The 14,070-nt window shown below is 68.2% G+C and carries 14 protein-coding genes; 5 read left to right on the forward strand and 9 right to left on the reverse strand.

Annotated elements, in window-relative coordinates:
- Window positions 1–76: 76 nt before the first annotated feature.
- The gene (locus CBM2588_RS04180; RefSeq protein WP_115679485.1) at window positions 77–1,102 is read right to left on the reverse strand and encodes a bile acid:sodium symporter family protein; all 1,026 of its coding nucleotides are present in this window, start codon (window positions 1,100–1,102) and stop codon (window positions 77–79) included.
- A 103-nt stretch (window positions 1,103–1,205) separates the two neighbouring features.
- On the opposite strand from CBM2588_RS04180, the gene CBM2588_RS04185 reads away from it, so the two are divergent.
- Entirely contained in the window at window positions 1,206–2,123 is a 918-nt protein-coding gene (locus CBM2588_RS04185) for a LysR family transcriptional regulator (RefSeq protein ID WP_115679486.1), read from the forward strand.
- A gap of 15 nt (window positions 2,124–2,138) precedes the next feature.
- Here CBM2588_RS04185 and CBM2588_RS04190 read toward each other — a convergent pair whose 3' ends face one another.
- Entirely contained in the window at window positions 2,139–2,918 is a 780-nt protein-coding gene (locus CBM2588_RS04190) for a class I SAM-dependent methyltransferase (protein WP_115679487.1), read from the reverse strand.
- A gap of 159 nt (window positions 2,919–3,077) precedes the next feature.
- Here CBM2588_RS04190 and CBM2588_RS04195 point away from each other — a divergent pair, with 159 nt between their 5' ends.
- A complete protein-coding gene (locus CBM2588_RS04195; protein WP_115679488.1) occupies window positions 3,078–3,887 on the forward strand; it encodes a helix-turn-helix transcriptional regulator in 810 nt (269 codons plus the stop codon).
- Window positions 3,888–3,905: 18 nt separating this feature from the next.
- On the opposite strand, the gene CBM2588_RS04200 is transcribed toward CBM2588_RS04195, so the two are convergent.
- From CBM2588_RS04200 to CBM2588_RS04230, 7 genes are all read right to left on the reverse strand, one after another.
- Window positions 3,906–4,664, reverse strand: coding sequence for a 3-hydroxyacyl-CoA dehydrogenase (locus CBM2588_RS04200; RefSeq protein WP_115679489.1), 759 nt, complete (start codon window positions 4,662–4,664; stop codon window positions 3,906–3,908).
- A 209-nt stretch (window positions 4,665–4,873) separates the two neighbouring features.
- Window positions 4,874–5,539 carry an adenylate kinase gene (gene adk / locus CBM2588_RS04205; RefSeq protein WP_115679490.1) on the reverse strand — a complete coding sequence of 222 codons (666 nt, stop codon included), beginning with the start codon at window positions 5,537–5,539 and terminating at the stop codon, window positions 4,874–4,876.
- Window positions 5,540–5,929: 390 nt separating this feature from the next.
- Window positions 5,930–6,739, reverse strand: a complete 810-nt coding sequence (gene kdsB / locus CBM2588_RS04210; RefSeq protein ID WP_115679491.1) for a 3-deoxy-manno-octulosonate cytidylyltransferase — start codon at window positions 6,737–6,739, stop codon at window positions 5,930–5,932.
- Between the two features lie 11 nt (window positions 6,740–6,750).
- On the reverse strand, window positions 6,751–6,954 hold the full coding sequence (locus CBM2588_RS04215) for a Trm112 family protein (RefSeq protein ID WP_012351886.1): 204 nt from the start codon (window positions 6,952–6,954) through the stop codon (window positions 6,751–6,753).
- The gene (gene lpxK, locus CBM2588_RS04220; protein WP_115679492.1) at window positions 6,935–8,038 is read right to left on the reverse strand and encodes a tetraacyldisaccharide 4'-kinase; all 1,104 of its coding nucleotides are present in this window, start codon (window positions 8,036–8,038) and stop codon (window positions 6,935–6,937) included. Before lpxK ends, CBM2588_RS04215 begins: the two co-directional genes overlap by 20 nt.
- Window positions 8,039–8,187: 149 nt before the next feature.
- Window positions 8,188–8,613, reverse strand: a complete 426-nt coding sequence (locus tag CBM2588_RS04225) for an ExbD/TolR family protein (protein ID WP_115679493.1) — start codon at window positions 8,611–8,613, stop codon at window positions 8,188–8,190.
- 24 nt (window positions 8,614–8,637) lie between these two features.
- The gene (locus CBM2588_RS04230) at window positions 8,638–9,258 is read right to left on the reverse strand and encodes a MotA/TolQ/ExbB proton channel family protein (RefSeq protein WP_026164567.1); all 621 of its coding nucleotides are present in this window, start codon (window positions 9,256–9,258) and stop codon (window positions 8,638–8,640) included.
- Between the two features lie 1,072 nt (window positions 9,259–10,330).
- Between CBM2588_RS04230 and xseA the strand changes: the two genes are divergently transcribed.
- From xseA to CBM2588_RS04245, 3 genes are all read left to right on the forward strand, one after another.
- The gene (gene xseA, locus CBM2588_RS04235) at window positions 10,331–11,716 is read left to right on the forward strand and encodes an exodeoxyribonuclease VII large subunit (protein WP_115679494.1); all 1,386 of its coding nucleotides are present in this window, start codon (window positions 10,331–10,333) and stop codon (window positions 11,714–11,716) included.
- A gap of 200 nt (window positions 11,717–11,916) precedes the next feature.
- Entirely contained in the window at window positions 11,917–12,498 is a 582-nt protein-coding gene (gene sodB, locus CBM2588_RS04240) for a superoxide dismutase [Fe] (protein WP_115679495.1), read from the forward strand.
- A 451-nt stretch (window positions 12,499–12,949) separates the two neighbouring features.
- Window positions 12,950–14,044 carry a porin gene (locus tag CBM2588_RS04245; RefSeq protein WP_115679496.1) on the forward strand — a complete coding sequence of 365 codons (1,095 nt, stop codon included), beginning with the start codon at window positions 12,950–12,952 and terminating at the stop codon, window positions 14,042–14,044.
- The last annotated feature ends 26 nt before the right edge of the window (window positions 14,045–14,070 follow it).

The following is a 14,070-nucleotide window of genomic DNA, read 5'->3' on the forward strand; positions in this document are numbered from 1 at the left end:
TGTCGCGCCGGCGGCGGGCACAGAAAAAACCGGACATGCCCCAGGGCATGTCCGGTTTTTTTTATGGTCGCGTGCTTCAGGCGCGCGCGGTGGCCTGGTCCTCCAGCAACGCATCGCGGTTGGCATAGCGCGACGCGATCACCGAGCAGACGATCAGCTGCAGCTGGTGATAGACCATCAGCGGCAGTACCAGCAGCCCCAGCGCCGGATGGCCGGCAAACAGGATCTTGGCCATCGGGATGCCGTTGGCCAGGCTCTTCTTCGAGCCGCAGAACACCGCGGTGATCTCGTCCTCGACGGCGAAGCCCAGGCGGCGCGCGGTCAGCGTGGTAAAGCCCAGCACCACGAACAGCAGCACCGCTGCGATGCCCATCACCGCGCCGATGGTCTGCCACTGGTACTGGTGCCACAGGCCTTCGGCGGTGGCGTCGCAGAAGGACGAATAGACGATCAGCACGATCACGCCGCGGTCGATCTTGTTGGTGATGTGCTTCTTCCTGGCGAGCCAGCTGCCGATCAGCGGGCGCAGCAGCTGCCCCAGCGCGAACGGCAGCAGCAGCTGCAGCGCCACGCCGGTCAGCGCCTTGCCCAGCGGCATCGACGCGCCGCTGGCGCTGATCACCAGCCCCATCAGCAGCGGCGTCACCAGCATGCCGATCAGGCCCGAAATGGTGGCGTTGAAGATCGCGCCCGAGACATTGCCGCGCGCCATCGAGGTCATGGCCACCGACGACGACACCGTCGACGGCAGCGCGCACAGGAAGAACACGCCCAGCAGCAGGTCGGCCGGCAGCGTATTGCGCAGCGACAGCATCAGCAGCGCGCCGACCACCGGGAACACCACATAGGTGAAGACCTGCACGAACACATGCAGGCGCCAGTGCTTGGCCCCCGCCACCAGCTTGTCGCGCGACAGCGCCGCGCCGTGCAGGAAGAACACCAGCGCCACGCCCAGGCTGGTCACCACGCCGAGGTGCAGCGGGCCGTCGCCGGTGCCGAGTTCGGGCGCGGCCAGCGCGATGGCGATGGCGGTCAGCATGACGAGCACAAAGCCGTCGATCAGGTCATAGAGCTTCTTGAGGTTGCGGACAATACGGGACATGACTGCGGGTGAATCCTGCGATGTTAGGGTTTTGCCTAGTATTGGACGCCAGCCGGGTCTAGAATGCAAATTCATTTATAGAATCTATTTATCCACTTGTTGCATGAATTACACATTGCGCCAGCTGCGTGTGTTCCTGGCGGTGGCCAGCAGCGGCGGCTTCAGCCGGGCCGCGGACGCGGTCGGACTGACCCAGCCGGCGGTCAGCCGCGGCGTTGCCGAGCTGGAAGAGGCGCTTGGCGTGCGCCTGCTGGACCGCACCACGCGCGAAGTGGTGCTGACCGAAGCCGGCCATGCGCTGGCACCGGCGCTGGAGCGCCTGCTCGGGCAACTGGACGACACCCTCGAAGAAACGCGGCAGCTGGGTGAGCGCTATCGCGGCCGCGTAGTGATAGCCGGCGCCCCGACCATCTCCGCCCGGCTGATGCCGCTCTACGTGGCCGCCTGCGCCGCGCAATATCCGGAAATCCGCCTGACCGTGCGCGACAACGTCCAGGCCGACGGGCTGGAGCAGGTGCGCGCGGGCGCGGTGGACTTCGGCGTGCTGATCGACCCGCTGGTGCGCGACGGGCTGCTGGTGGAGCCGGTCGCGACCGACCCGTTCTGCTTCGTTTGCCGGCGCGACCATCCGCTGGCGCAGGCGGAATCGGTGCCGTGGTCGGCGCTGCATGGGATGCGGCTGGTGCTGCTGGACTTTGCCTCGGGCAGCCGGCCGCTGATCGACCGCGTGTTCGGCCGCCATGGCGTGGTGCCGCAGGTGGTGCAGGAGCTGGGCCATTCGGCCAGTGTGTTCGGCATGGTCGAGGCCGGCATCGGCGCCTCGGTGCTGCCGTCGTTCTCGCTGCCGCTGCCGGCGGCGTCGCCGCTGGTGTGGCGCCCGCTGGTGCCGCGCGAGGAGCGCAGCATCGTCATGGTGCGGCGCGAGGACCGCTCGCTGTCGCCGGCCGCGGCGGCGGTGTGGGAACTGGTGCGGCGCCTGACCGTGCGGGCCGAGGCGCCGACCGTCAGCGCCGCGGCCTGAGCCGGCCGCGTCCCGTCAGCGCGCGGTGACCATCACCGCTTCCAGTGCAAAGCTGCCGTCGTCCTGCACGCGATAGTGCTCGCGCACCTCCGCGGGGGCCACGCGCCACAGGTGCCGGATCGCGTCCACCGCCACCGCCGGCGTGCGCATGCGCTGCACCCAGCTGTCGAACTCGATGCCGATGCGCCAGGTTTCTGATACGGCAATCGCATCCGCGGCAAAGCCCGCGGCTTCGAACATTGCGCGCCAGCCCGCCGGCGTGTAGTCGCGCACGTGCGAGGGGTCGCGCAGCAACTCGACCGATTGCAGCCAGGTATCGCGCAACGGGTCCGGCGCGCCGGCGATGTCGATCATCACCACCTTGCCGCCGGGCTTGAGCACGCGGCGAATTTCCGCCAGCGCGGCCGGCACGTCGCGCCAGTGGTGCGCGCTCATGCGCGACACCACCGCGCAGAAGCTGGCATCGCCGAACGGCAGTTGCTCGGCCGCGCCCTGGCGGGTGCGAACGTTGGCCAGCCCGCGTTCGCGCGCGGCGGCCTCGACCACGGCCAGCATGTCGGCCGACAGGTCGTATGCGGTTACCTCGCCCGCCACCGCCGCGGCGGCAAAGCTGGCATGGCCGGCGCCGCAGCCCAGGTCGAGTACGCGGCTGCGCGGGCGGTTGGCCGCGGGGATCAGCGCAGCCAGTTCGTCCTTCAGTTGCTGCAGGTCCGCGCCGCTGGCGTGGACCGCGCTGGTGAGATAGGCGCTGGCGGTGGCGCCGAACTGGGCGGCGACGAGTTCCTGTTGCTGCATGGTGCTGGGCTCCTGGGCCGCGGGCGAGCCAGGGGCCGGCGGCGCTGTTGTTGTTCGGGGAGGGGACTTGCCCGCGAGGCGGGTCCGGCATACTGTAGGCCGGTCGTTTTCCCGGTACAAGTCACCGCTTTATCCTGGTATAAGTGCCACCAGCCTGCCATGCCGCCACACGCCCAACCTTCCGCTTCCCCCGCCCCGCCAGCCTCGCGCGAAGCCGTGCTCGGCGCTTTCCTGCGCGCGCACCGGGAGCGCCTGGCGCCGGCGGACGTGGGCCTGGCGCCCGGCCAGCGCCGCCGCACGCCGGGCCTGCGCCGCGAGGAAGTGGCGCAGCTGGCGGGACTGAGCACGACCTGGGTGACGTGGCTGGAGCAGGGCCGGCCGGTGTCGCTGTCGGCGCGCGCGCTGGCCAGCCTGGCCGCGGCTCTGCGGCTGTCGCGCGCCGAGCGCGCCTACCTGTTCGAGCTGGCCGGGCGGCGCGACCCGCAACACGCCGGGGGCGAGCCGGTGCCGCCCGCGGTGCTGGCGAGCGTGCATGCCATCGACGGGCCGGCCTACCTGCTCGACCGGCAATGGACCGCGCTGGCCTGGAACGCCGCGGCCGCGGACCTGTTCACCGGCTGGCTCGACGCCGCCGGCACCGAGCGCAACCTGCTGCGCGCGATGTTCCTGTCGCCGGCGCTGCAGGCACTGGTGCAGGACTGGCCGCATCGCGCCGCCCGGCTGGTGGCGGAGTTCCGCGCGCACAGCATCCGCCATGCCGACGCGGCGCCGACGCGTGCATTGATCGAGGGACTGATGGCAGAGAGCGCGGACTTCCGCGCCGCCTGGCTGTCGCAGGACGTGGAAGACCGGGAAGGCGGGCGCCGCGGCTTTCGCCATCCGCGCCAGGGTGCGCTGCAGTTCGAGCAGCTGACGCTGGTGCCCGCGGCGGCGCCGGGGCTGATGCTGGTGATGCTGCTGCCCGGCTGAGCGGGCAGCGCGCGGCGCTTACTTGGGCTGCATCCGGATCGCGCCGTCCAGGCGGATCACCTCGCCGTTGAGCATGGGGTTCTCGATGATCGAGCGCGCCAGCTTCGCGAATTCGGCGGGCCGGCCCAGCCGCGACGGGAACGGCACCATTTTGCCCAGCGCGTCCTGCACCTCCTGCGGCATGCCCAGCAGCATCGGGGTCTCGAACAGGCCCGGGGCGATGGTCATGCAGCGCACGCCGTCGCGCGCGAGGTCGCGCGCGATCGCCAGCGTCATGCCGACCACGCCGCCCTTGGACGCGGCATAGGCGGCCTGCCCGATCTGCCCGTCGAAGGCCGCCACCGAGGCGGTATTGATGATCACGCCGCGCTCGCCCTCGCTGTCCGGCGCGTTCTGCACCATCGCCGCGGCGGCCAGGCGGATCATGTTGAAGGTGCCGATCAGGTTGATGCGGATGGTCTTGTCGAAGGCATCGAGCGGATGCGGACCATTCTTGCCGACCGTCTTGTTGGCGGTGGCAATGCCGGCGCAGTTGACCAGGCCGGCAAGGCGGCCAAGCGACTGCGCCGCCGCGACCACGGCCTGGCCATCGGCTTCCGAGGTGACGTCGCAGCGCACGAACCGGCCTCCGGTCTCGGCCGCCAGCGCCTGGCCGGCAGCCTCGTTCAGGTCGGCAATGACAACCCTGGCGCCGGCTTCGGCGAGCAGCCGGGCGGTGCCGGCGCCAAGGCCGGAGGCGCCGCCGGTGATGATGAAGACGTTGTCCTTGATTTCCACGATGGTGTCTCCTCGGTATGGTTTCCGTTTACGTAAACGTTAAGCATTGTACGGAGGCGGAACTGATGTGCAAGGGGGGGCGATTAATTTCCGGTCAGGATGATGCTTAGCGGGAATCGCCTGCAGATCGGGTGCCGATCACTCCGATATTCAATAAAAAAAGCGGCCCGAAAGCCGCTTTCATCTTCCTGCAGTGTCCAGCGAGACAATTACTTCAGCGCCTCGAACACCCGCGCCGTGATCTCGTCGACGCTGCCGACGCCCAGGATCTTGCGGTACTTCGGCGGCGCCACCTTGGCCGCGGCGTCGCCGTTGGCCGCCCAGGCCGAGTAGTAGTCGACCAGCGGGCGGGTCTGCTGCGAGTAGACGTCGAGGCGCTTCTTGACGGTTTCTTCCTTGTCGTCGTCGCGCTGGATCAGCGGCTCGCCGGTCTCGTCGTCCACGCCTTCCGCCTTGGGCGGGTTGTACTTGAGGTGGTAGGTGCGCCCCGATGCCACGTGCACGCGGCGCCCGCTCATGCGTTCGATGATGGCGTCGAACGGCACGTCGATCTCGAGCACGTAGTCGATCGCCACGCCCGCGTCCTTCATCGCCTCGGCTTGCGGAATGGTGCGCGGGAAGCCGTCGAACAGGTAGCCGCTCTTGCAGTCGTCCTGCTTCAGGCGGTCCTTCACCAGGCCGATGATGATGTCGTCCGACACCAGTCCGCCCGCGTCCATGACCTTCTTGGCTTCCACGCCCAGCGGCGTGCCGGCCTTCACCGCGGCGCGCAGCATGTCGCCGGTGGAGATTTGCGGAATGCCGAACTTCTCGCAGATGAACTTGGCTTGCGTGCCTTTGCCGGCGCCAGGCGCGCCCAACAGGATCAAACGCATTTACGGGTCCTCAGAGTTTTTAATCCGGTATGGCGGGAGATCAGAAGGAGGGTAACGCCGTAACTTGACGCGAGACTGACTGCGGTCCCGGGGCGCGCTGACTGCGTTCAGCGCGGGCACGGCTCAGGCGTACCCACGCGTACGGCCGGCGGCGGCTGCCAGGGGGATGGCGGCGCGGCGCACCGGACGGGCTCTATCTTTATCTCCCCACCGAGCCTTGGCCGGCGGCGCGACTGCTCGCGCCGGCGGGGCGGCTCTGTATCGGCAAGCATTATGCCATGAGGCAGCCGGGATTCGGCCCGAAATCGGCCCCCCGGTTCGGTTGCAGCAGAATCGACCTGAGCGGGCAGGCGCCGCAAGCGCTGGCGGCGATGCCCTGGGGGATGCCGGTCAGGGCCCTTCCTGGGCCATCGACTGCGCCCACAGCGCGCGCACCCGCTCGAGGTCGGCCTGGGTGTCGACGCCGGGCGCGGGCGCGCCGGCGGTCTGCATCACGGCGATGCGCTCGCCGTGCCACATCGCGCGCAGCTGCTCCAGCGCCTCGGCCTGCTCGAGCGGCGCTGCCGCCAGCGTCGGGAAGCGGCGCAGGAAGCCGGCGCGATAGGCGTACAGGCCGATATGGCGCAGCACCGGCATGTCGGGCAGCGGCACCCGGGCCGATTCGGCGGGCATGGCCGGCACGCCGGACCATGCGTCGCGCGCCCACGGAATCGGCGCGCGCGAGAAATACAGCGCGCGCCCGGCGGCGTCGCACACCACCTTGACCACGTTGGGGTTGAACACCTCGGCGCTGTCGTGCAGCGGATGGGCCGCGGTGGCGATGGCGCAATCGGCGTGGTGCGCCAGGTGCAGCGCGACTTCGTCGATCAGCGCCGGCTCGATCAGCGGCTCGTCGCCCTGCACGTTGACGACGATGGCGTCATCGGCCAGGCCCAGTTGCGCGGCGACCTCGGACAGGCGGTCGGTGCCGGAAGGGTGGTCGGCGCGGGTCAGCACCGCTTCGATGCCGTGCGCGGCGCAGGCCTGCGCCACCGCGGGCGCGTCGGTGGCGACCACGGTGCGCTGCGCCGACGACGCATGCGCGCGCTCGGCCACGCGCACCACCATCGGGCGCCCGCCGATATCGGCCAGGGGCTTGTCGGGCAGGCGGGTCGAAGCCAGCCGTGCGGGAATGACGACGGTAAACGCGGGCAGGGTCATGGCCGCGCTGCTCAGTTGCCCGCCGGCGCGTCCGGCTCGATCACGCGGCCCGGCACCGACTGGCGGGCCTCGTCGGCCAGCATCACGGGAATGCCATCGCGGATCGGGTAGGCCAGCTTGTCGGCGTGGCAGATCAGCTCCTGCGCGGCGCGGTCGTATTCCAGCTTGCCCTTGCATAGCGGGCAGACCAGGATTTCAAGCAGCCGGTTGTCCATCTCGGTGTTCCTCGTTGCGCCCGGCGGCGCCGCTTGCGGCGGCCGGCGCGGTCGGCGCGGGTTGGATTTGCGCCTGCACGGCGCGGCGGATTTTATCGATCAGGCCCGCGTCGATCACGGGCCGGGTGGGCACGACCCAGATGCGCGGGTCGTCGAAGCGCTCGCATTTTACGGCATCCTTCTCGGTGATCAGGATCACGTCGGCATCGAGCGCATCGGGATGGTCGACGAACGGGTCGACCACGAAGTCATAGTGGTCCGGCAGCGGCAGTGTCTTCGGCGCCAGGCCGGCGCCGCGCAGGCTGGCGAAGAAGCGCTCGGGATTGCCGATGCCGGCCGCGGCCAGCACGCGCCGCCCGGCAAAGGCGCTGAGCGGCCGCGCCATGGTGGGGTCGGCGAGCTGCCAGGCGTCATCCAGTTCCAGCCGCATGCCGTACACGCCGGGGCGGTCGGGCGTGGCGCGGAAGTGGGGGTCGTTGATCAGGGTGGCGTCGCGCGGGCGCGAGAGCGGCTCGCGCAGCGGGCCCGCCGGCAGCATCAGGCCGTTGCCGCCCATGCGCGCGTCGAACATCACGATCTCGAAGTCGCGCTGCAGCTTGTAGTGCTGCAGGCCGTCGTCGAGCAGCAGGACGTTGATGCCGGGGTGCGACACCAGCATGGCCTGCGCGCACAGCGCGCGGTCGGGGTAGACCCAGACCGGCACGTCGGTGGCGCGCGCGATCAGCAGCGGTTCGTCGCCGACGTCGCCGGCCTGCGAGGTCGGCTTGACCCGGCGCGGGTGCTTGAGTTGCACGCCGTAGCCGCGCGAGACCACGCCCGGCCGCAGCCCGGCCTCGGTCAGTGCATGCGCCAGCGCGATCACCGCCGGGGTCTTGCCGGTGCCGCCGACGGTGACGTTGCCCACCACCACCACCGGCATCGGCAGCCGCGTCGACCTGAACCAGCCGCGCTGGTAGCCATGGCGACGCACCCGCGCGACCAGGCCGAACAGCAGCGAGAACGGCAGCATCAGCCACGCGAACCAGCCGCGGCGTTGCCACTGGGCGGTCACGAAGTCGGCAAGGGCATGGCGGGGAACGGGCATGGACGCGGCGGGCGAGAGTCGATGGTCGGGATGCGATTGTAGTGCGCTCGCGGCTTCGCCCCTGGGGGCGGCCCAACCATTATGGGCATTGCCGTGCGCATGGGGCAAGCCCGCGGACCGCGCGCGGCAGGCGCGGCCCGGCCCCGGGGTCAGCGCGGCTGCGCGCTCTGCGTGGCGAAGGTCAGGCGCGACAGCCCGGCCAGCCGCGCGGCCTCCATCACGTTGACCACGGCCTGGTGCGTGGCCTGGGCGTCGGCGTTGACGATCACCACCGGCGGCTGGCCGCCGGTGCCCGCGGCGGTGCGCAGCTGGTCGGCCAGGCTGGTGACGTCCTTCTGCTCCATCACCTGCTTGTTGACCGAGTAAACCCCGCGCGAGGACACCGACACCACGATCTCCTGCGGCTGCTGCCGGGCGCGCTCGGCGTCGGCGGTGGGCAGCTGGATCTGCAGCTCGGTAAAGCGCGAGTACGTGGTCGTGATCATCAGGAAGATCAGGATCACGAGCAGCACGTCGATCAGCGGGATCAGGTTGATCTCCGGCTCTTCGCGCCGCTGGCGGGAACGGAAGTGCATGGCGTTCGGGTGGGCGTGCCGCGCTCAGGCGCGGCGCTGCGGCAGGATGGCGTCGAGGAACGAGGTGGCGCGGAATTCCAGCTCGGCCACGTAGTCGTCCACGCGGCGGCGGAAGTAGCGCCAGAAGATCAGCGCCGGGATCGCCACGATCAGGCCGAAGGCGGTGTTGTACAGCGCCACCGAGATGCCGTGCGCCAGCTGCTCCGGGCTGGTGCCGGTGCCGCCCTGGCTGCCGAAGATCTCGATCATGCCGATCACCGTGCCCAGCAGCCCCATCAGCGGAGCCACCGAGGCGATCGTGCCGAGTGCGTTCAGGTAGCGCTCGAGCTCGTGCGCGACCACGCGGCCGGCTTCCTCGACCACGTCCTTGGCGGCGTCGCGCGAGGTATGCGGCTGCAGCACCACGTGGCGCAGCCCGGCGGCCAGCACGCGGCCCAGCGGTGAATTCTGCTCCAGCGTGTTGACCACTTCCGGCGTGGCACGGCGCTGCTGCGCGGCCGCCAGCGCCTCTTCATAGAGCTTCGCCGGCAGCACCTTGCTGCGCTTGAGCGACAGGAAGCGTTCGACGATCAGCGCCAGCGCGATGACCGAGGCGAGCAACAGCGGCCAGATCGGCCAGCCGGCCGCTTGAATGATGGAAAACAATTGGACCCCCGGGATCGACAACCGAATTACGAAACCCCAAACCACCAACCGGCATGCCTTGAGGCGCGTGGGCATGATGCCTTGCTGCGCGCTCCGGCATTGCTCTGAAAAAACAGGCGCCACTCTAACCCGCGGCCTGGCGCGCGGCAAGGGACGATGGGCGCCTGTCTCCGCCGCGCATCGTGTCCTTGCCGCGCTGGCGGCCGCTTTCCACAGCCGGCAGGGACAGTGTTGTGGATCGATTGTGGAAAGCCGCCGGACAAGATGGCTAACTCCTTGATCGGAAAGGGCGAAACAGATGTTGCTTAAATTTTGTGCAACGGCGCTCCGCAGCGTCTGCGGCGCATCCGGCACGTGCCGCGGCGACCGCTGCCACGGTTTCAGGCCCGGCTTCTGTGCGCAAGCGCACGACTTTCCACAAAGCAGCGGGACAGTACTGTGGAGGGCTTGTGGAAAGGTGCCTGAGAGTTTCCATAAACCGTTGATTCCAAAGGGACTCCAACTCCCTGCTTAAAAAACGGGCAGACAGGCTTATTCGCCTTGGGCCGGCGCTGCAGCGGGCGGGCGTGGTCAAAAGCAGGGCTTGTCCACAGCGAGGAGGGAGAGCGCTGTGGATGGCTTGTGGACAAATCCGGGAGAAGATACGCAAGCATTTGAATATCAAAGGTTTTTTTAGTACTGCCGAGAAAATGTGCAAATGCAGCAGAAGCGTTCCATGACGGGGCGGCCTTCAGGCACCTGTTGGCCGGGCGCAGGGCGAGGCGCTTGGCGCATCCACTAAGCGGGCTACCCGCCACGCAAGCTCAAAAGTGTTCTATGCACCGCATTTTATCCAGAAAAGCTGTGGATAACTTTGTGAACAAGCCCTTGGCCCGGCATGTAAGTGGTTGATGCAAAAGAGAAATGGTTATATTGCCTAATTTTTGTTGCGCTCATAAACCGCATAAGAATCAAAGGCTTGCACGAATTCATGCGGCTTTCAGGGTAGCGCGCGCGCATCAGCGCTACCCCCTTGACATTGCAGTTATGCTGTGGACATGTCTGATCCCCGCCGCATGTCCGCGGCTTCGCCATGTCTGACCTGCCGAATTTTTCGCGTGACCCTTCCGCCACCACGCCGCGCAGCGGCCGCGAGGTGATCCCCGTCGGCGAACTCAACCACGCCATCGCGCGCGTGCTCGAACGCAGTTTCCCGCTCGCCTGGGTACGGGGCGAAATCTCAAACTTCACGCGTGCCGCCAGTGGCCACTGGTATTTCTCGCTGAAGGACGCGCGCGCGCAGATCCGCTGCGTGATGTTCCGCGGGCGCAACCAGCATGTCGACTTCCAGCCGCGCGAGGGGGAGGCGGTCGAGGTGCGCGCCGTGGTCTCGATGTACGAGGCGCGCGGCGAGCTGCAGCTGGGGGTCGAGGCCATGCGCCGCGCCGGCCTCGGCAACCTCTATGAAGCCTTCCTGCGGCTCAAGGAAAAGCTGTCGCAGGCCGGGCTGTTCGCGCCGGAGCGCAAGCGCCCGCTGCCGGCACAGCCGCGCACCATCGGCGTGGTCACGTCATTGCAGGCCGCGGCGCTGCGCGATGTGCTCACCACGCTGCGGCGGCGCGCGCCGCATGTGCCGGTGGTGGTCTATCCGGTACCGGTGCAGGGCGCGGGCGCGGCGCAGAAGATCGCGGACATGCTCGACGCCGCGGCCGCGCGCGCCGAGTGCGACGTGCTGATCCTGTGCCGCGGCGGCGGCAGCATCGAAGACCTGTGGTCGTTCAATGAAGAGGTGGTGGCGCAGGCGATCGCGCGCTGCACGCTGCCGGTGGTCTCCGGCGTCGGCCACGAGACCGATTTCACCATTGCCGATTTTGTCGCCGACGTGCGCGCGCCGACCCCCACCGGCGCGGCCGAGCTGGTCAGCCCGGATCGCGCGCACCTGCTCGCGCAGACCCTGCGCGCGCGCGATGCGCTGAGGCAATGCCTGCGCCGCGGGCTGGACCTGCGCGCGCAGCACCTGGACTGGCTGGCGCGGCGCGTGCGCAGCCCGCAGGCGCAACTGCAGGAGCGCCGCGCGCAGGTCGACAATCTGGCGCGACATTTGCGGTCGGCATTGCGTGACACCGTAGTGTCGCAGCGCCATCGCCACCAGTTGCTGGCGATGCGCTGGCGCGCATGCCGACCCGACGCCGCCGCGGCCCACGCCGACGTGGCGCGCCTGTGGCAGCGGCTGCAGGCTGCCGCGCTGCGCCAGCACGAGCGCGCCGGCCAGCGCCTGGCGCGCAGCGCCGGCGCGCTCGAGCTGCTGGCGCCGCAGCGCACGCTCGAACGCGGCTATGCGGTGCTGCTCGACCAGCGCGGACGCGCGCTGCGCGCCCCCGCCGAGATCCGCGCGGGCAGCGTGGTCGAAGCGCACCTGGCCGAGGGCGTGGCCGACCTGGCGATCGCCGGCGTGCAGGCCAAGCTGCCGGAATTCTGAGCCGCCGCGCGGCGCCGGGAACGCCTCCCATTCGCGTGCGGCACAGGCCCGAAAGGCTGCGCCGAAATCTCCCGGAAAGCCGCGCGCGGACAAACTAACATCGGAGCAGGGGGCTTTGCGCCGCGGTTTGCGTGGGTCTTGCAAGTCCCCTACAATCGGCAATTCCGGACCCAACAACCCCAACCCACAGAGACAGAACAATGGAACACAAGCTCCCCCCGCTTCCGTACGCGCATGATGCCCTGGCTCCGCACATCTCCAAGGAGACGCTGGAGTTTCATCATGACAAGCACCACCAGACCTACGTCACCAACCTGAACAACCTCATCAAGGGCACCGAGTTCGAGAACGCGACCCTGGAAGAGATCGTCAAGAAGTCGTCGGGCGGCATCTTCAACAACGCCGCACAGGTGTGGAACCACACCTTCTACTGGGATTCGCTGAAGCCCAACGGCGGCGGCCAGCCGAGCGGCGCACTGGCCGATGCCATCAACGCCAAGTGGGGCTCGTTCGACAAGTTCAAGGAAGAGTTCACCAAGGTTGCCGTCGGCACCTTCGGTTCGGGCTGGGCCTGGCTGGTCAAGAAGGCCGACGGCTCGCTGGACCTGGTGTCCACCTCCAACGCCGCCACGCCGCTGACCACCGATGCCAAGCCGCTGCTGACCTGCGACGTGTGGGAGCACGCCTACTACATCGACTACCGCAATGCCCGCCCCAAGTATGTCGAGGCATTCTGGAATGTCGTGAACTGGGACTTCGCCGGCAAGAACTTCGCTGGCTGATCCACCGATCGTCCGCACCGCAGAAAACAGAAAAGGGCCGCCAGGCCCTTTTTTGTTGCCCCGCGATTCCATCGTTCCGCACCCTCCGCACTTCCTGTGTTCACGCCGTCCCATGGCTGGAACACAGCGACACACTACCGCCCACTACCGGGTCCCGCACCCGCGCCCTATGCTGCGGATGTCCGTGCCAGCGTGGTCCGCCATCACGATAACAAATCGATATGGTGACCAAAAGAAAATGCGAATGGACGCTGCGATACCCGATTTCTAGAATCCCCTCACGCTGCATCGCCGCGTACATCCGCCGCATGAGATAGCGCAATCAAGAATCCACAAATTGCTGATGCCGTAGTCCGGGCAGGGGTTGCTGCTGCCCGCGATTTCGTGCACGGGGCGGGGCAGGCATCCCCGTATCGATTCGGACAGGCGCAAGACCGACACTGGAGACAACATGAACAACCCCCTTGCGGGCGCCACCTTTGCTGCGCTCGCGGCCTGCTGCACCGTCGCTTCGGCGCAGAACCACGTCACGCTGTACGGCAGGCTGAATACGTCGATGGAATACTCGGATGCGTCGACGGCATCCGATGGCACCAGGCTCGGCGGCACCGGCCGGCTGACCAACAACCGCTCGGTGTTCGGCATGCGTGGCGAAGAGGCGCTGTATGGCAGTCTGAAGGCGATCTGGCAGATCGAAAGCAATATCTCCTTGGATACGGGCAGCGGGCAACTGGCCAGCCGCAATACCCGTGTCGGGCTGGCCGGGTCGGCCGGCAGCTTTTTCATGGGGAACTGGACCACGCCCTACCTGGAAGCCACTTCCGCCTACGATCCGTTCTATCCGACCACGGCCGGCTATATGGCGCTGATCGGCAATGGCTCGACCCCGACTTCCGACAACATCCAGGACACCACCTCCTTCGACCGCCGCCAGAAGAACAGCGTGCACTACCGCAGCCCCAAATGGAACGGCTTCAGCGGCGGCGTAACGTGGGGCGTCAATGAAGAGCGCGCCACGGTGCCGCGCAACCCGAGCCTGTGGTCGTTTGCCGGGGCCTATGACAACGGCCCGCTGAACGTGGTGCTGGCCTACGAGCGCCACAACAACTACCAGACCGCGGGCCGCGACGACGAAGGCATGAAGATCGGCCTGTCGTACCAGTTCCCCACCACCAGGGTATCCGCGATCTACGAGCGGCTGCACTACCGCACTGCCACCGGCGACCTGAAGCGCGATGCGTACTACGCCTCGGTGGTGCAGAAGCTGTGGACCGGCAGCCTGCGTGCCGGCGTCGGCTACGCCGGCAACGGCCGCGGCAACGCCACCGAGACCGTCGGCTTCTTCCGCAGCGGCCCGGACACCGGCGCCATGCAGGCCACCGTCGGCTACGAATACCCGCTGTCCAAGCGCACCTCGGTGTTCGGCTTCTACAGCCGCATCTTCAACAAGAAGAACGCCATCTACGACTTTGCCATCAACGAGCTCGGCATCTCCGCCGGCGCCGATCCGCAGACCTTTGCGCTGGGCATGCGCCACGTGTTCTGAAGGCGCTTCGCCGCAGGCCATTACCA

The organism is Cupriavidus taiwanensis (assembly GCF_900250075.1).
In the GTDB taxonomy this organism is placed as follows: domain Bacteria; phylum Pseudomonadota; class Gammaproteobacteria; order Burkholderiales; family Burkholderiaceae; genus Cupriavidus; species Cupriavidus taiwanensis_C.